We start from the raw sequence: 16,633 nt of genomic DNA, 5'->3' as shown, positions 1-16,633 counted from the left end.
GGTTTTTATCTATTGCGCAGGGAGGTGCCCATGCAACGCAGCCAGCGCGTCACTCTGGCAGACATCGCCGCCCGCAGCGGCGTCTCCACAGCCACCGCGTCCATGATCCTTTCGGAGCGGCCGGACGTCTCCTTCTCGCGCGAGACGGTCCTCAAGGTGCGCGAGGCGGCCGAGGCCCTCGGCTACCGGGGCATCCGGCGGCACCGGCCCTCGCACCTCATGGCCGAGAAGAGCGTGGCCATCCTCTGCCCCAATGTGGTCAACCCCTACTATGCGACCCTGGTGCAGTCCGTGCAGGATGCCGCCGCCCGGCACGACTACGACACCATGGTCTTCCCCACCTACCGTGATGCCGCTGTGGAGGCCCGCCTGCTGCGTACCCTGTCGGCCGCTTCCATCGGGGGCATCGTCTTCTGTGCCATGCCGCTGTGCCCGGCACAGGCCGAACTGGCCAACCGGGAGACGCCCGTGGTGGTCATCGGCGACAGGGACGCCAGCCTCAATCTGGATACGGTGGAACTCAACAACTATAACGCGGGCGTGCTGGTGGCCCGCTACCTCATCGGGCTGGGGCACCGTTCCGTCGCCTGCATCGCCACGCCCCTGAACAAGGACAATTCGGCACGGCTGCGGCGTCTGGAAGGCCTGCGCGACGTGTTCCGCGAGGCCTGTCCCGAAGGCCGCTTCCTTGTCCGCACCTGTACCATCACGCCCGAACAGGAGCGCGGCGACCTGAACATCGAGCACCGCACCGGCTACACTCTGGCCCGGCGCTGCATGGCCGAGCGGGACATCACGGCCTTCGTGGCCGTCAACGACATGGTGGCCTACGGCGTGCTGGACGCCATCCTGGAGAGCGGCGCACGGGTGCCGGAAGATTACAGCCTGTGCGGCTTCGACAATATCTATCCTTCGCACTTCTCGCGGGTGGGCCTGACCACGGTGGAGCACCACATCGCGGAAAAGGGCCGCAGCGCGCTGGAGATGCTCCACAACCGCATCACCAGCGGCCCCGGGTGCAGCATCACCCGCGTGGAGGTGATGCCGGAGCTGGTCGTGCGCAGCAGCACCGGGCCCGCGCCCGTACAGCGGCAGGCGGGCGGGCCGCTGGGCAGGCCGCAGGACGAAGACGAGGGGCGGTAAAAAAAATTTGACGCGCCATCTTGCCAGCCGGAACGCCGACGGCTATGCTGCCTCCTGTCTTTCGGGACAGAAATTCGCCTCATGAAGGATACGCCATGAAAAAGATCGCAACGCTCCTCCTGGCCGCCGGCCTGCTCTTTTCCGCCGCAGGCATGGCCCAGGCCATCGACTTCAAGATCCGCGGCCAGTGGATCATGGCCTTTGATTACGGCGAGCATGGCGCCTTCACCGGCGGCAACGGCATGACCGGTTACAAGAAGGGCAACGAGGACAACTTCGAGGCCCGTCAGCGCCTGCGCCTGCAACTGGATGCCGTGGCCTCGGAAAACCTTTCCGGTTCCGTCATCTTTGAAATGGGCGACCAGATCTGGGGCCAGAGCGCCACCGGCGGTGCCCTGGGCGCCGACGGCACGGTGGTGGAAGTCAAGAACGCCTGGCTGGACTGGATGGTGCCGGATACCGACATCAAGGTCCGCATGGGCCTGCAGGGCTTTTTCCTGCCCAGCATGACCACCGGCAGCCAGGTGTGGGGCGATGACGCCGCCGGCATCACGGCCAGCTGGCAGATCAACGAGAACGTGGCCCTCACCGCTTTGTGGGCGCGCCTGTACAACGACAATTTCCAGGGCTACGGCGACGACGGCCTCCGCAAGAACTACATGGACAATGTGGATGTGGCGGCCCTGCTGCTGCCCCTGACCTTCGACGGTTTCCGCCTGACGCCCTGGGCCATGTACGCGGGCATCGGTCCCAACAGCCTTGATGCCGACCACGCCAACGACTGGAAGAGCGTGGGCGTTTCGGGCATCCAGTATCTGGCGGGCATGCTGCCTGCCGGTGGCGCGTCCCACAACAGCCGCATGGACCTGTACGGCAATGCCTTCTGGGCGGGCCTGACCGGTGAGCTGACCCTGCTGGATCCCTGGCGCATCGCCTGGGACCTGAACTACGGTTCCGTGAGCTATGACGACACTTCCGCCAACCGCGCCGGCTGGCTGGCCTCGCTGCTGGTGGAATACGATCTGGGCTGGACCAAGCCCGGCATCTACGGCTGGTACGCTTCCGGCGATGACGACGACCGCGGCAACGGTTCCGAGCGCATGCCCTATCTCAGCGTGGCCAACGTGCACAACGCCTGGTCGCACTATGCCTTCAACGGCAACGAGTACATCTCCCGCGAAGGCGCGGTGGGCAACGGCATGACGGGCACCTGGGGCGTGGGCCTGCAGCTGCGCGACGTCAACGTCATCGAAGACCTGTACCAGACCTTCCGCGTCAACCTCATCGGCGGTACCAACGACCCCGGCATGGCCAAGTGGCTGTCCTCGCAGGGGCTGGCGGCCAATTCCGGCGCCCTGTCCGGGACGGTGGGCATGGACGGCCTCTACCTGACCCGCCAGGACTATGCCCTGGAATGGGGCCTGACCAGCACCACGAAGGTGACCGAGAATTTCACCGTGGCCCTGGATGTGGCCTATGTGGCCCTGTGGCTGGATCATGACAGCAGCGTGTGGGGCAACAGCCGCATGAACGGCCGCAACGACGAAGTGCGCGACGCCTGGAACTTCAGCCTTTCCTACATGTACAGCTTCTAGCAGGCTGCCCGCAGCCTGACGGGAGTACAACGCAAAACGCAAAAGCGGCGGACGGGAAAATTCCTGTCCGCCGCTTTTATTATGGGCTTTAGCCTGTTGAGCGCCTGACAGGCGCGAAACAAAAAACCACCCGCTATGCGGGTGGAGACAATACGTTATACACACAAAAACACCTTTCCGCTACGATGAAGTTGTTCAAGCCCATCGCAACATTAACGGAAAGGTGTTTTTGTTATGGGAACCAAGGCTCATAGCCTAGCGCATACGAAATGGTTGTGCAAGTATCATATCGTCTTTACTCCAAAATATAGAAGAAAAATAATCTTCGCACAGCTCCGTGAAAGTATAAAAGAAATTCTGCAATGCCTCTGCAAATATAAAGGGGTTGAGATTCTGGAAGGGCATCTGATGCCGGATCATGTCCACATGCTGGTGTCCATTCCTCCTAAAATCAGTGTGGCAAATTTCATGGGCTACCTGAAAGGGAAAAGTTCGTTGATGATATTCGATAAGCACGCAAACCTTAAATATAAGTTTGGCAACAGAAAATTTTGGGCCGAAGGATATTATGTCAGTACGGTGGGGCTTAATGAGGCAACGATCAAAAAATATATCCAGGATCAGGAACGTCACGACATTATGAGAGACAAGCTGACATCACGCGAATATCAAGACCCCTTTAAGGGGTAGCCAAGGCGGCAAGGGCACTGGGCTTGAACAGCGTGAAAGCCAGCGTCTTTAGGCGCAGCCGGTAACAGGCCCTTACAGGGCCAGAGCAAACCACCCGCTTTGCGGGTGGTTCTGATTAGGGCTGCGGGCAGGACCGGCATGGGGAGGACCGGGCCCGCCCTGCGGGAAAGTGCTCTTTCCCCGGCAGCCGTGCTCCGGGCTTTTCCCCGGGGCGACCCGTTTTAATCTTCAACGAAAGGCTTGAGCAGATCCTTCAGGATCGCTTCGCGCTTCGCAAAGATGTCGAGCATGGCCTGGCGGTCCAGGATGCGGTACGGCACGCCGGTCTTCTTCAGGTTCTCGATGACGAGCGGATCATTGAACATCTTGTAGGCCTGCTGGGCGGCCTTTTCCACGATGGCCTTGTCCACGCCCACGGGCAGGGCGTAACCGCGGAAGTTGGTGGTCGCGTCATCCAGGGTCTTGTAGCCCTGTTCGATGAAGGTGGGCACATCGGGGATGAATTCATGACGCTGCAGGTCGGCGATGCCCAGGACCTTGATCTTGTCCAGGGCGCGCATGGCGATGGACAGGTTGTTGAAGCTGCCCATGACCTTGCCCGCCATGACGGACTGCAGAGAGTCGGAGCCGCCCTTTTCAGGCACGTAGGTCAGCTTGACGTTGGCTTCCTTGGCCAGGAGCAGCAGGGCGATATGGTGGCCGACGAACAGGCCCGAACCGTTCAGGGTCACCTTGCCGGGATTCTTTTTGGCAAATTCCACCAGGTCGGAAACGCTGTTGAAGGGAGAATCCTTGGACACGAACAGGACGACAGGGTCAGCGGCAAAGTTGGCCAGCGGCTCAAGGGTGCGGATGCTGTACTTGGCATTCTTCTTGACGATGGACTGAGCGATGAAGTTGGGCAGGTTGTAGACGGTCATGGTCAGGCCGTCACGGCTGCCGCGGTCCATGAACCAGTTCCAGCCCGTCAGGCCGCCGGCACCGGCCTTGTTGAGGATGACGATGGGCTGGCCGAAGTATTTTTCGGCAGGCATGGCGCAGATACGGGCCTGCACATCCGTCTGTGAGCCGACGGAATACGTACAGACGGCCGTGATGGGGCCGTTGGGATACTCATCGACAGGGGCCGCGTTTGCAGTCAGGGGCAGCAGCAGCGCCAGCACACTGAGGATGCGGAGGAAAAAGCGGTTCATACCATACTCCTTTGTTGCAGATTGAAGCTCTGTATGCCTTAGCCGTTAAAACGGCATGAATCCCTTGGGGATCTGGACCGTCAGGGCGACGGTGAACAGAAGGTAGAGGAAACCGATGCAGGCGAAGGAGACGAGTATCCGCTTGCCGACGCCCGCCGGCGTGACCTGCATGGGTTGGGCGATGAGCGAAACGACGATCATATAGACGAACGAGGACAGATAGAACCCGGCGATCTCGAGGACGCCGATATACAGGACGGTCAGCAGGCAGAGGATCCCGACCCTTTTGAGGGGATAGCCCTTCAGCGTCATGATGGCGTCGATCTTCTGCCTGTGGTGCAGGAAGGCCTGCACATACTGGCCGAGATTGCATGCTGCCATCAGGTACAGGAGGAACCGGGGCACCAGCAGGGACTGTTCGTCCTGGGGGCCGTCGAGCTGGAAGGCAAAAAAGGCGATGATGAGGGTCATGACCACAGCGGCAGCGAATTCCCTAGGCATTGGCGGCCTCCTTTTGCTGGCTGGCGAGCCTGGCCTTGGCCCTGCGGGCAAAGCGGATCTCGCTGAAGATGGCATATGCCAGAGACAGGACGCACAAGCCGATAAGGACCTGATTCAGCGTCCCGCTGAAAAAGTACTGCCAGAGGCCTACGTCGGTGTTGGCGATCAGCCTGCCCCGCAGGAAGTTCTCTTCGGCCAGGGGGCCCAGGATGATGCCCAGGACGATGGGCGCGCTGGGGATGCCCAGCTTCTTGAAAAGCAGCATGAGCGCACCCAGGCTGAACATGATGAGCACGTCGTCAAAGCTGTTCTGCACACAGTAAGAGCCGAAGACGCACAGGATCATCACCGTACCGAACATCATGTAGTTGGGGACGTTGCTGACGACATGGGTATAGCGCGAAGCCAGGATGCCGAAGCCGAACATGAAGAACTGGGCCAGGAACATGCCGATGATGAAGGGATAGGTGATGTCGGCATTTTTCGTGAACAGTTCCGGTCCGGGGAGCAGGCCCTGGATCAACAGGCCGCCCAGCAGGACGGCTGCCGTGGGACTGCCGGGGATGGAAAGGGTCAGCAGGGGGATGCAGGCGGGAGCGACCGTGGCGTTGTTGGCGCATTCGCTGGCGCAGACCCCTTCAGGATCCCCGGTACCGAAGCGTTCGGGGTTCTTGTCCATCTTCTTCACCTGGTCATAGGCCATCAGGCCCGCCACCTGAGCTCCGGCTCCGGGGATGACGCCGATGATGGTGCCCAGGATGCTGCCGATGGTCAGGGTGCGCAGATAATGGACATGCTTCTTGATGACCTTGCCCAGCAGACCTTCCTTGATCTGGACTTTCACCCTTTCGAAAATGACATGGGAGTCTTCCATCATCTCGACCACCTGGGGCACGGCAAAAAGGCCGATGAGGGCCGGGACGATGGCGATGCCGGACGTCAGGGATTCGTGGAAGATGAACCGTCCTTCCCCGGTCACGTTGCTTTCGCCGATGCAGGCCAGCAGCAGGCCCAGTGCGCCGCCGAAAAGGCCCTTGAGCATGGCGCCGGAAGAAAGGCCGGCGATGACGGTGATGCCGAAGACCGTCGTCCAGAACAGCTCGGACGGACCGAACTTCATGGCGAATTCGGACATGGGAGGCGTAAGGAAGATCAGGGCGAGCGCCCCCACGACCCCGCCGATAAGGGACGAGAAAAAGGTGGTGTAGAGGGTTTCCTGCGCACGTCCCTGCTTGGCCATGGGATAGCCGTCAAGCAGTGTGGCGATGGAGGCCGGGGCCCCCGGAATGCTCAGCAGGATGGCCGAGATGGACCCGCCTGCCACGGCGGAAGTATACACGGCGCCCAGGAGCAGCAGTGAGGGAACAGGAGGCATGTAAAAGGTGAAGGGCACCAGCAGGGCCACAGCCATGGTCGGGCTCAGCCCCGGCATGGCCCCGAAGAAAAGCCCGCCGATGGAGCCGCAGACAAGGACCAGCAGATTGGACCATGTGAGGACATCGGGCAAATAGGTAGAAGTCATTTCATAATTCTGGAGAAAATTTAAGGTTTCGGTTAGTCTCAAAAAATGAGCAAAGCCGAAATGCTAACTGATGATCAATGGTCTGTCCTGGAACCTCTTTTTCAGAAAGAGCGCACAGGCGCAGGACGTCCACAAATTCATTCTGACAGAGAAGTTTTAAATGGCGTCCTCTGGGTCTTGCGTACAGGCGCGGCATGGGCGGACTTACCGGACAGGTTTCCATCTTCCGCAACTTGCTATCGGAGATTCAGCAAATGGGTAAAAGATGGAAGGCTTCGAAAAATTCTGGAGTCTCTGGCCCGGCATCTTGAAGATAATGGCCTGATAAATCTGGAAGAATGCTTCATTGACGGCACATTCGTTGTCGCAAAAAAAGGGGCCCAAAAGTGGGAAAGACCAAGCGGGGCAAAGGTACGAAGCTCATGGTTATTGCTGACGCTTCTGGTTTACCTATCGCCGTGTACACGGATTCTGCTAACCCTCATGAAGTCAGACTTGTCCAGGCTACAATCAATGAAATTGTCACGTTGGGACGACCCCGAAGAATTATTGGGGATCGTGCCTATGACAGCGATCCGCTTGATGAAGCCCTTGCTTCTCAGGGAATTGAACTCATCGCGCCGCACCGCAAGAATCGTAAAAAGCCGGCGACGCAAGACGGACGGCTCTTGCGCCGTTACAAAAGAAGATGGAAAATTGAACGCCTTTTTGCGTGGCTTAACAAATTTAAAAAGGCAATAACTCGTTGGGAAAGGTGCGTTGAACGTTTTACGGCTCTTGTCCACCTTGCTTTTTCTATGATTTTGTTGAGAAGAGTTATAAAAATTGCCCATTAATTATGAAATGAGTTCTAAGCAGTTGTTCCATAATCACACTCCTCAATCAGCTTTCGGTCGGCAGTCAGCGCTGTTTGACGTCAAAGGCGACGCATCCGTCAGCGTTGATCTTTTCAACCAGACCGAATTCCCAATCAAAATAGCCTTGCATGGAGGCTTTGGAGGCATGGATGTCCGTATAGGGGCGGTACCAGATGTCGTCTTCGGGGCACAGGGCACAGGGCATGCCGGTGGCAAAGGGGAGACCGGCCCGCATCCAGGCCGGCGTGCCGCCGCGGATGAAGTCTATACGGGCTTCCGGCCAAAGCTTCTGCGCATCCTGTGCCGCCAGGGCGGCCAGCTTTTCCTGATCAGCCGTCAGCAGGATATGTCCCGCGTCCGGATACTGGGCCCTGACCCTCGGCAGGAAGGAACGCACCACCCATTTGGCCGCCGGCACATGCTGCTCGCGGTGGCGGTTGCTGGCGCCGACGTTGAGGCACAGGATACCGGGCTCGTCCTCCAGCATGCGGGCAGCCTCTGCCGCCTCGATACCGCCGGGAACGACACCTTCTTCCCGGTGGTCTGCCTCCGTCGCGGCCAGACCGCCCAGGATGCCGGCAGCAGCGGCGATGCCGCCCCTGAGGACGAACACTTCCGGCAGCCCCATCTGCTGCAGCCAGTGGGCCGTCATGATGGCTCTGAGTTCGTCATCGTCCATCAGCACATACCGGCCGTTGCGGACCGCCGCATATTCGTCCGTTGCCTGGACGAGCTGCCCGCCCTGGGCCGAGACGGCACCGGGGATGTGCCCGGCCGCATATTCCTGAGGCTGGCGCACGTCGAAAAGATACAGGGTCCTGTTTGCGGCATCGGCCTGCCATTCGGCGACCGTCCGGGGCTCCACGAAACGGACATGGTAGGTCTCGGCCACCTGGCGGATACGCTGTGCGGCCACGCGTCTTCCTTCTTCTGTGCTGGGGGGGACGGGCCGGGGGGAACCGTATTCCAGATCGAAGCCGGACAGCTGCCAGTTCATGGTGCCGCCCTTGAGGGCCACGACCCGGTTGGGGACACCGGCATTGATCAGCGTCTGGGTGCCGATGATGCTCCGTGTCCGTCCGGCGCAATTGATGATGATGGTCGTGTCGGGATCCTTGACCACTTCGGCCAGCCGGTAGGTGACTTCGCATCCGGGAAGGTTGGTGCTCCCCGGGATGTTCATGTTGCGGTATTCGTTCACCGGCCTGACATCGATGACGATGGTGCGCTCGTCAGGATCATCCAGCAGGGCCTTGATCTCTTCGGGAGTGAGGCGGGGCGTATGCTGGACTTCTTCGACGTATTCGCCAAAGCCCTTGCTCAGGGCGCCGACCCCGTTGACGGTGACGAAACCGGCCGCTTCCCAGGCCTCCAGACCGCCTGTGACGATACTGACATCCTGATAGCCCATCCCGGTCAGGGCCGCGGCGGCACGGGCGCTCCTGTCAAGGTCTTGCGAGCGGCCGTCATCCATCACAAAAACGGCGGTCTTTTTGCAGGGGACGAGCGCTTCGACGCTGAGCTCGAGACGGCTGAGGGGGGCACAGCAGGCCAGCAGGATATGTGATCTGGAGAATTCTTCCTGCTCCCGTACGTCCAGCAGGGCAAATTCGTTTTTTTCGTGCAACCGCTTGTGCAGGTCGTGGACAGATATGCCGGCAGTGACAGTGCTCATGCATGGCTCCTTTTGAGAAAAATCCTGATGTGCGTCGGACAAAACGTCTGCGATTTGCCCGTTCTTTGCTGGAATGCAAAACAGCAGGAAGCGTGCCAAGATGAGTTGAGGGGGTTCTTTTAAGTAATTATATGAATTTATTGTCCCACTCAGGGAGGGGTAAAACCCCCACCTTTAGGTGGCGGCTTTAGCGTTTCTTTTGTAGTCTGTGGGCATGAGCAATTATCGTAAAGGCTCCCACAGTGTTTTTTCAATTCACCTGCACCTGGTCTGGATAACCAAGTACAGGAAAAAGATTTTGTCAGGCGACATCGCCCAGAGAGCCAGGTCGCTGATACGCGGCATCTGTGAAAAGCATCAGGTGGAAATTCTCAAAGGACATATAGCACCCGACCATATCCATCTTTTCGTTTCGATTTCACCAAGCCTTGCTGTGAGCAAGTTGATGCAACAACTGAAAGGCCGAACCGCGCATGCCATGATAAATGAATTTCCATTGTTGCGCCGCCAGTACTGGGGACGTCATATGTGGGCGCGTGGCTATTTCTGTTGCAGCAGTGGCAATGTGACCGATGAGGTCATTAAGCAATACATCACGCAACAGGAAGATGCAGATGAAACCTTCCGAATTGAGGGGGAATGACTTCAGCCTGCTTCAGCAGGGGCCATACCGGCTTTAGCCGGAACGCGACTTTAGTCGCCACGGTGAATCCACCGGCTTTAGCCGGTGGAGTGTTCAATGCATTCCTATGAAATCATTGAGGAATGTAAAAAGGCCATGGTGGGCTGCCCTGACGAGATCCATTATGATCTGATCAATTTCGAGACCGGCCCGCAGAAAGCGAGGGAATGCCTGGAGAACGGCTATGAAGTCATCCTTTGCCACGGGGGGACCGGGGACACGATCTTTCGTTCCGTGCCGCATTCCGTCGTGAAGATAGAGCGCTCCGACATGGATGTGCTGCGCGCCCTCCGGGTCGCAGAAAAATATTCTGACAGGATCATCCTTGCCTCGTATCAGGATGAATTCCACGACAGCATCGCCGTGGAGATGGAAAGGATCCTCAACATCAAGGTCCAGTGCGCCATCTATGATTCCCCTGCCATGATGCGGCAGGCCATCCAGCAATGCGTGCTGCAGGGCTTCAAGGTGCTCATCGGCGGCGGCGTCAGCAAGGCCTGCATGGAGGAGTACGGCGGGCGGGGCTTCATCATCAAGCCCTCACACCGCAGCATCCAGCTGGCCTTCAAGCGGGGACGCCACCTGGCGCAGTCCCAGCGTGAGGCAAAGCGCAGGAACGGGAACATGATGATGATCCTTGAACACCTGCAGGAGGGGGTGCTCTGCATAGATTCGGAGCAGCATGTCATCATCGCCAACAAGGCGGCCTATCAGTTCCTCAATGTGCCCACGCAGGCCGACGAATCCTTTTTCAGCAAATTTTTCAAGCCGCTCGGCCTTATAGACACCCTGAACGATCTGACGCCGAAAGAGAACAAGATCGTCGACCTGCAGGGCGAGGCATTCATCGCCACGACATATCCCCTCATCCTTTATTCCGATACGCCGTGTGCCGTGAGCCTGTTCCGCGATACCCCGTCCCTGCAGAGCATCAGCAACAAGATCAACAAAGAGCTTTATTCACGCGGCCTGTCGGCGCGCACGACGATCGACGACATAAAAGGACAGAGCCTGCCCATTCGGCAGATGAAGGAAAAATTGCGTCAGTACGCACCGTCAGACGTGAACATCTTCATCCAGGGGGAGACGGGCTCCGGAAAAGAGCTGGCCGCCCATGCCCTGCATGCCGGCAGCAGGCGCAAGAACAGGCCGTTCGTGGCCGTGAACATCTCGGCGGTGCCGTGCCAGCTCATAGAAAGTGAGCTGTTCGGCTATGAGGAGGGGGCCTTTACGGGGGCCAAACGCGGCGGCAAGGCCGGCCTTTTCGAGGTGGCCCACAAGGGGACGTTGTTCCTGGACGAGATCGGTGACATCAGTGAGGAGACCCAGCTGCGTCTGCTGCGGGTGCTCGAAACAGGAGAGATCCTGCGCATCGGCGGCAATCGCATGTATCCTGTCGATGTGCGGGTCATCTGCGCATCGAACAAGCCCCTTCTCCACTTGGTACAGAAAGGGCGCTTCCGCATGGATCTGTATTATCGCCTGTCGACGTTCAAGCTGACGGTACCGCCCCTGCGTCATCGTCTGGAAGACATCCCGCTGCTGCTCGATGCCGTCCTGAAAAAGTACCATTGCAGCAAAAAAGACCTGACGCCGCCCATCCTCGAATGTCTGCAGGGGCATTCCTGGCCGGGGAACGTGCGGGAATTGCTGGCGGTCATGGAGAATTATCTGCTGCTCCTGGGGGACAGGGCGCCTGATCCGGCTCTGCTGGCCGCCATCATGAAAGAACACAGTGCGGATAGCGTGGAAGATCTCTCCTTGCCCGCGGCGCCGACGTCTGCTCCCGGCCCTGACGGCCTTCTTCCCCCTCTTCAGGAGATGGAAGAAGAACAGCAGCCAACGCTCAAGGAGTATCTTGATACTGCCCGCGAGGCCCTGCTGCAGCGCACGATGGCAAAATTCGGAGGAGACAAAAGACTGGCCGCCCAGCAGCTGGGGATCGCCTATTCTTCGTTGTGCCGCCTGCTCAAAAAAGATTGAGGCAGCTGCCGGGAGCATGGGACAGGTGGAGGCAGGGCCCTGCCGCTCACTGGATCACGGCCCCATCCTCTTCAAAGGGGATGAGCAGCTGGCTCTGCTGGGTGCTGAGCAGCATGTTCTCCAGCACTTCCAGCAGGCGCTTGAGGCCGTCGCCGGTACGGGCGGAGACTGGGATGGCGTGCGGGAAGGCATCGGCCAGTTCGGCACGGGCGGGCACGTCCAGCAGGTCCCACTTGTTGAGCAGCAGGATGCGCGGCATATGCTGCAGCTCCAGCTCCTCGAGGATGGTCTCCACAGAGGTGATCTGCTGCAGCAGGTCGGGATGCGAGGCGTCGGCCACATGCACCAGCAGGTCGGCGGACTCCAGCTCTTCCAGCGTGGCGCGGAAGGCATCCATGAGCTCCTTGGGCAGGTTGCGGATGAAGCCCACGGTGTCGGCCAGGATGATCTCGCGTTCGGCCGGGAAGCGCAGTCGGCGGGTGGTGGGGTCGAGGGTGGCGAAGAGCTTGTTCTCGGCCAGCACCTCGGAGCGGGTCAGGTTGTTGAGCAGGGTGGACTTGCCCGCGTTGGTGTAGCCCACCAGCGCGGCCATGGGGATGCCGCGACGGGCGCGACGGGAGCGGGTGAAGGCCCGCTGGCGGCGCAGCTGGTCCAGTTCCTTGCGCAGGCGGGCCATACGCTCGCGGCTGCGGCGGCGGTCGGTCTCCAGCTTGGTCTCGCCGGGGCCGCGTCCGCCGATGCCGCCCATAAGGCGGTCCATGGCGCGGTTCTTGCCCGTAAGGCGGGGCTGGGTATAGCGCAGCTGGGCCAGTTCCACCTGGAGCTTGCCCGCGCGGGTCACGGCATGCTGGGCAAAGATGTCCAGGATGAGCTGGGTACGGTCCAGCACCTTGCGCTCGGTGATGTCGGCCAGGTTGTGGAGCTGGGCCGGGGAAAGCTCACCGTCGAAGACCAGGGTCCCGGCGCGGCCCTCCAGGGCCAGCACTTCCAGCTCGGCCATCTTGCCCTTGCCCAGGATGAATTTGGGATTGACCTGGGCCACGCGCTGCACCATGCGCCCGGCCACGGCCAGACCGGCGGTGCGGGCCAGCTCGGCCAGCTCGTCGAGGTTGCGCTCCTGGATGATGCGGGGCTGGGCCGCCACGGAGACCAGCAGGGCGCGGGGCGCGTCCGAGGCCTCGCGCGTGTCGTCGCTCCTGCGGGCCAGTTCTTCTTCCAGAGCTTCGGCGGTGGCGGCGAAATGGGCGCTGGTCTGGTCCCAGGGGCGGAGCTGCTCCACACGGTAGGGCTGCCCGGCCACGGGCGTGGGCAGCAGATGGGCCTCCTGCCATTGCACGGGGTCGCCGTCAGGATTGACGGTCAGCACGATGATGGCGTCCAGACGCAGGAAGAGCAGGTCCATGAGGTCTTCCTGGCTGAGTCCGTCGGGCGTGAGGTGGGTGTGGAGCAGACGAAGGCCGCGCAGACGGTCGGCACCGGAGCGGGCGCGGGGCAGTTCCGGGATCAGGATCCCGCCTGCCTCGCCCACCAGTACCATGTCCACGCGGCCTTTACGGTCGATGAGCATGCCCAGTTGACGCCCCAGGGCGCGCGACAACAGCGACAGTTCCCGGGCCTGGTCGATGGTATAGACATCAGTGGCCGGGAAACGTCGCGTGGTCAGCCGGTTGAGGGCCTTCAACTGGCTGGGCTTGAGCCCCTGCAGGTTGCCTTCGAGCCTGGAAATGGCTAGGCCCCCGGACGCAGGTAGGAGGTGATGAGGGCGTCGTAGCGCGAGGTGGCTTCAAACGCACGCGAGGCCATGGCCTGACGGAAATCCAGGCTGACCTTCATGCCGTGTTCCTTCATCTCCTGCATGGCGGTGGCGTACCATTTGGTCCCGGGCAGCACCAGGATGCTGTGGAAGTTCTTGGCAGCGGCGCGGATCATGCAGGGACCGCCGATGTCGATTTCCTCCACGGCCTGCTCGAGCGAGAGCTTGCGCTCCACGGCACCGGCAAAGTCGTACAGGTTCACGCAGACCAGGTCGAAAGGCTTGATCTCCTTTTCTTCCAGCGTGGCCATGTGCTCGGGGATGTCCTTGTTGGCAAGGATGCCCCCGTGGATCTTGGGATGCAGCGTCTTCACGCGGCCGCCCAGGATCTCGGGGAAGCCGGTGACGTCACTGACGGCCGTCACGGGCAGACCGGCAGCCTGCAGGGCCTTCATGGTCCCGCCGGTGGAGACCAGCTCCACGCCGTTCTGCGACAGGAAGGTGGCAAATTCCACCAGTCCGGTTTTGTCCGTCACGCTCAGGATGGCGCGGCGGATAGGAAGCATATCCATACGGATTCTCCTTGGCTCATGTTGGCATTATTGCCGCAGGCGATTTTGCCAGAAAAACGGTCCGTTCGCAATGCCGCGCTTGCGGCCGGCACCACCTGCCGCTATGCTGGCGGCGGAGGTCCTATGTCCATCAGACTCGTATCCTGGAACGTCAACGGCCTGCGTGCCGTGTCCGCCAAACCCGAATGGCGCTGGTTCGCCGAGAACATCTGCGATGTCATCGGCCTGCAGGAGACCAAGGCCATGCCCGAGCAGCTCAAGCCCGAAGTGGCCAACCCCGAAGGCTGGGAGGCCCACTGGGCTTCCAGTGTGGTGAAAAAGGGCTATTCCGGCGTGGCCGTGTTCAGCCGCATCAAACCGCTGGCCGTGCGCTGCGAACTGCCCCAGCCGGAATGGCAGGGCGAGGGGCGCATCCTGCATCTGGAATTTGAAAAGTTCCACTTCTTCAACGGCTATTTCCCCAACGGCGGCGCCGAGGAACTGGACGAGAACGGCAAGCCCATCCCCGGCCGTTTCAAGCGCGTGCCCTACAAGATGGGCTTTTTCGACGCCTTCACGGCCTATGCGGAAGAATGCCGCAAAAGCAAGCCCATCGTGGTCTGCGGGGACTTCAACATCGCCCACAAGGCCATCGATCTGGCGCGTCCCAAGCAGAACGAGAAGAACACCGGCTTTTTGCCCGAAGAACGCGCCTTTCTGGACCGCTTTACGGCCCTGGGCTATGTGGACACCTTCCGTCATGTGCACGGCGACGTGGAAGGCCGCTATTCCTGGTGGTCGTACAAGATGCGCGCCCGCGAGAAGAACGTGGGCTGGCGTATCGACTATTTCTTCGTTTCGGAAGAGCTGAAACCGTACATCCGTGACGCCTGGATCGAGGACGATGTCTACGGTTCGGACCACTGCCCCGTGGGCCTGGAGCTGGACATCTAGCCCGGCACACGGAGGCCTCCCTGCCGGGAACGCTGATGCCACAGAAGGCACGGCCTTGCCGTACAGGCGGGCCCCGTCGTCATGTCCGGGGCATCGTGCCGGGCAGGGGCGCCCGGCAGACGGCGCATCATTGAAGCATCAGAGGTGAAGCCACATGAAAACCATCGGTCTTCTGGGCGGCATGAGCTGGGAAAGCACGCTGACCTATTATCAGATCATCAACATGGTGACGGCCCAGACCCTGGGCGGTCTGCATTCGGCCCGCTGCCTGCTCTACAGCGTGGACTTTGACGAGATCGAACGCTGCCAGCAGGCCGGAGACTGGGACAGGAGCGCCCGCATCCTGGCCGATGCCGCACAGGCCCTGGAGCGGGGCGGGGCGGATTTTCTGGTCATCTGCACCAACACCATGCACAAGGTGGCCCCGCAGATCGCCGCCGCCGTGGGCATCCCGCTGATGCACATCGCCGACGTGACGGCCCGGCAGCTGCACATGGCGGGCGTGCAGCGCGTGGGCCTGCTGGGCACCCGCTACACCATGGAAGAGGATTTCTACACCGGCCGTCTGGAAGCCAACGGCCTGCAGGTGCTGGTGCCCGAGGCGGACGACCGGGCCGAGATCAACCGCGTGATCTTCGAGGAGCTTTGCCGGGGCGTCATCAAGGACAGCTCGCGCGAGACCTTCTTGCGGGCCATCCGGGATCTGGCCGCCCGGGGCGCCCAGGGCGTGATCCTGGGCTGCACCGAGATCGGCATGCTGGTGCAGCAGGAGAACATCGCCGTGCCCCTGTTCGATACCACGCTCATCCATGCCCGCACGGCCGCGCTGGTGGCCATCAACGAGACGCCGGTGGACACCGAGCCGGTGAAGGTGAAGAAGTAGCGGCCGCTCTGGACGTTGCCCTTTTGCGAGCAAACAAAAAAGCCTCCCGTCATGGGAGGTTTTTTTATTGCGCATACGCCGCACAGAGGAAGGAAAAAAGAGTCGCGTCCCTTCTATCCACACCTAGAAATGCAGTACGGGCATGCCCAGCTGGCGAACGTGACGGATGAGTTCCTTCATTTCCGGGCCCAGCAAAAAGCCCAGCAGGACGAGCATCACGCCCAGAAAGACATATTCGCCCACGCTGCCCGTGGAGCAGACCTTGAACGAGAGCTTGTTCTTGCGGGAAAAGGGATGCAGGGGGATGCCCGAAGGGGTCAGCATGTCCAGCACCACATGGCTGATGCCGCCCAGACCGATGCCCAGCAGGGCGGGCTGCCAGTGCGGGGGCACCAGATGGCTGCAGGCCACCAGCAGGATGGCGACCCACCAGCCGAACCAGTGGGTGGTGCCGCGGTGGATCTGGTTGAAGGTGCGCTGCGGGTTGCGGGAGCGCTTGGCGATGGCCTGGTCGAGCTTGTCGGGCAGGATGGCGCCGAGACAGGCGGCGACCACGCCTTCCAGCGGCAGGTGCAGGGCCAGGGCGGCGCCGACGCCCGCCGTCTGGTGGGTGATCCATTTCATGGGAGCTCCGTAAGACTGGGGATACCG

15 protein-coding genes are annotated in these 16,633 nt (G+C 60.8%); 8 read left to right on the top strand and 7 right to left on the bottom strand.

The annotated features are described in order from the left end of the window. Positions 1-30 precede the first annotated feature (30 nt). From Q4I12_RS01590 to tnpA (Q4I12_RS01580), 3 genes are all read left to right on the top strand, one after another. Positions 31-1,143 carry a LacI family DNA-binding transcriptional regulator gene (locus Q4I12_RS01590; RefSeq protein WP_168936283.1) on the top strand — a complete coding sequence of 371 codons (1,113 nt, stop codon included), beginning with the start codon at positions 31-33 and terminating at the stop codon, positions 1,141-1,143. Positions 1,144-1,238: 95 nt separating this feature from the next. Further along, positions 1,239-2,738: an outer membrane homotrimeric porin gene (locus tag Q4I12_RS01585; RefSeq protein ID WP_204675099.1), complete on the top strand. Its 1,500-nt coding sequence runs from the start codon at positions 1,239-1,241 to the stop codon at positions 2,736-2,738. A gap of 234 nt (positions 2,739-2,972) precedes the next feature. Further along, positions 2,973-3,428, top strand: a complete 456-nt coding sequence (tnpA, locus tag Q4I12_RS01580) for an IS200/IS605 family transposase (protein ID WP_072333439.1) — start codon at positions 2,973-2,975, stop codon at positions 3,426-3,428. 221 nt (positions 3,429-3,649) lie between these two features. On the opposite strand, the gene Q4I12_RS01575 is transcribed toward tnpA (Q4I12_RS01580), so the two are convergent. The 3 genes from Q4I12_RS01575 to Q4I12_RS01565 are packed head-to-tail and all read right to left on the bottom strand — an operon-like array spanning position 3,650 to position 6,644. Further along, a complete protein-coding gene (locus tag Q4I12_RS01575) occupies positions 3,650-4,621 on the bottom strand; it encodes a tripartite tricarboxylate transporter substrate binding protein (protein WP_297137707.1) in 972 nt (323 codons plus the stop codon). Positions 4,622-4,666: 45 nt separating this feature from the next. Continuing rightward, positions 4,667-5,122: a tripartite tricarboxylate transporter TctB family protein gene (locus tag Q4I12_RS01570; RefSeq protein WP_297137708.1), complete on the bottom strand. Its 456-nt coding sequence runs from the start codon at positions 5,120-5,122 to the stop codon at positions 4,667-4,669. Further along, positions 5,115-6,644 (bottom strand): tripartite tricarboxylate transporter permease, encoded by a 1,530-nt coding sequence (locus Q4I12_RS01565; protein ID WP_302260226.1) that lies wholly within the window; start codon positions 6,642-6,644, stop codon positions 5,115-5,117. The genes Q4I12_RS01570 and Q4I12_RS01565 overlap by 8 nt, the downstream gene beginning before the upstream one ends. Positions 6,645-6,689: 45 nt before the next feature. Between Q4I12_RS01565 and Q4I12_RS01560 the strand changes: the two genes are divergently transcribed. Further along, a protein-coding gene (locus Q4I12_RS01560) for an IS5 family transposase (RefSeq protein WP_412388922.1) occupies positions 6,690-7,480 on the top strand; the annotation gives its coding sequence in 2 pieces (ribosomal slippage) (positions 6,690-7,032 and positions 7,032-7,480; 792 coding nt in all). Between the two features lie 64 nt (positions 7,481-7,544). Here Q4I12_RS01560 and Q4I12_RS01555 read toward each other — a convergent pair. Next, on the bottom strand, positions 7,545-9,176 hold the full coding sequence (locus tag Q4I12_RS01555; RefSeq protein ID WP_302260225.1) for a rhodanese-like domain-containing protein: 1,632 nt from the start codon (positions 9,174-9,176) through the stop codon (positions 7,545-7,547). A 214-nt stretch (positions 9,177-9,390) separates the two neighbouring features. Here Q4I12_RS01555 and tnpA (Q4I12_RS01550) point away from each other — a divergent pair, with 214 nt between their 5' ends. Next, positions 9,391-9,819 carry an IS200/IS605 family transposase gene (tnpA, locus tag Q4I12_RS01550; protein ID WP_302260190.1) on the top strand — a complete coding sequence of 143 codons (429 nt, stop codon included), beginning with the start codon at positions 9,391-9,393 and terminating at the stop codon, positions 9,817-9,819. A 96-nt stretch (positions 9,820-9,915) separates the two neighbouring features. Further along, positions 9,916-11,841 carry a sigma 54-interacting transcriptional regulator gene (locus Q4I12_RS01545; protein WP_302260223.1) on the top strand — a complete coding sequence of 642 codons (1,926 nt, stop codon included), beginning with the start codon at positions 9,916-9,918 and terminating at the stop codon, positions 11,839-11,841. 46 nt (positions 11,842-11,887) lie between these two features. On the opposite strand, the gene hflX is transcribed toward Q4I12_RS01545, so the two are convergent. Together hflX and Q4I12_RS01535 are read right to left on the bottom strand one after the other, a co-directional pair. Continuing rightward, positions 11,888-13,522, bottom strand: coding sequence for a GTPase HflX (hflX, locus tag Q4I12_RS01540; protein ID WP_297159625.1), 1,635 nt, complete (start codon positions 13,520-13,522; stop codon positions 11,888-11,890). Positions 13,523-13,569: 47 nt separating this feature from the next. After that, a complete protein-coding gene (locus Q4I12_RS01535) occupies positions 13,570-14,166 on the bottom strand; it encodes an IMP cyclohydrolase (protein WP_301966352.1) in 597 nt (198 codons plus the stop codon). Between the two features lie 123 nt (positions 14,167-14,289). On the opposite strand from Q4I12_RS01535, the gene Q4I12_RS01530 reads away from it, so the two are divergent. Beyond that, the gene (locus tag Q4I12_RS01530; protein WP_302260222.1) at positions 14,290-15,099 is read left to right on the top strand and encodes an exodeoxyribonuclease III; all 810 of its coding nucleotides are present in this window, start codon (positions 14,290-14,292) and stop codon (positions 15,097-15,099) included. Between the two features lie 154 nt (positions 15,100-15,253). Further along, positions 15,254-15,982, top strand: coding sequence for an aspartate/glutamate racemase family protein (locus Q4I12_RS01525; RefSeq protein ID WP_168935539.1), 729 nt, complete (start codon positions 15,254-15,256; stop codon positions 15,980-15,982). Between the two features lie 123 nt (positions 15,983-16,105). Here the strand turns inward: Q4I12_RS01525 and Q4I12_RS01520 are convergent, their stop codons facing one another. Continuing rightward, positions 16,106-16,606, bottom strand: coding sequence for a metal-dependent hydrolase (locus Q4I12_RS01520; protein ID WP_006008068.1), 501 nt, complete (start codon positions 16,604-16,606; stop codon positions 16,106-16,108). Between the last annotated feature and the right edge of the window lie 27 nt (positions 16,607-16,633).

The sequence above is a fragment of the Desulfovibrio piger genome, assembly GCF_951793255.1.
Taxonomy (GTDB): domain Bacteria; phylum Desulfobacterota; class Desulfovibrionia; order Desulfovibrionales; family Desulfovibrionaceae; genus Desulfovibrio.
This window is presented reverse-complemented; position numbering and strand designations above follow the sequence as displayed.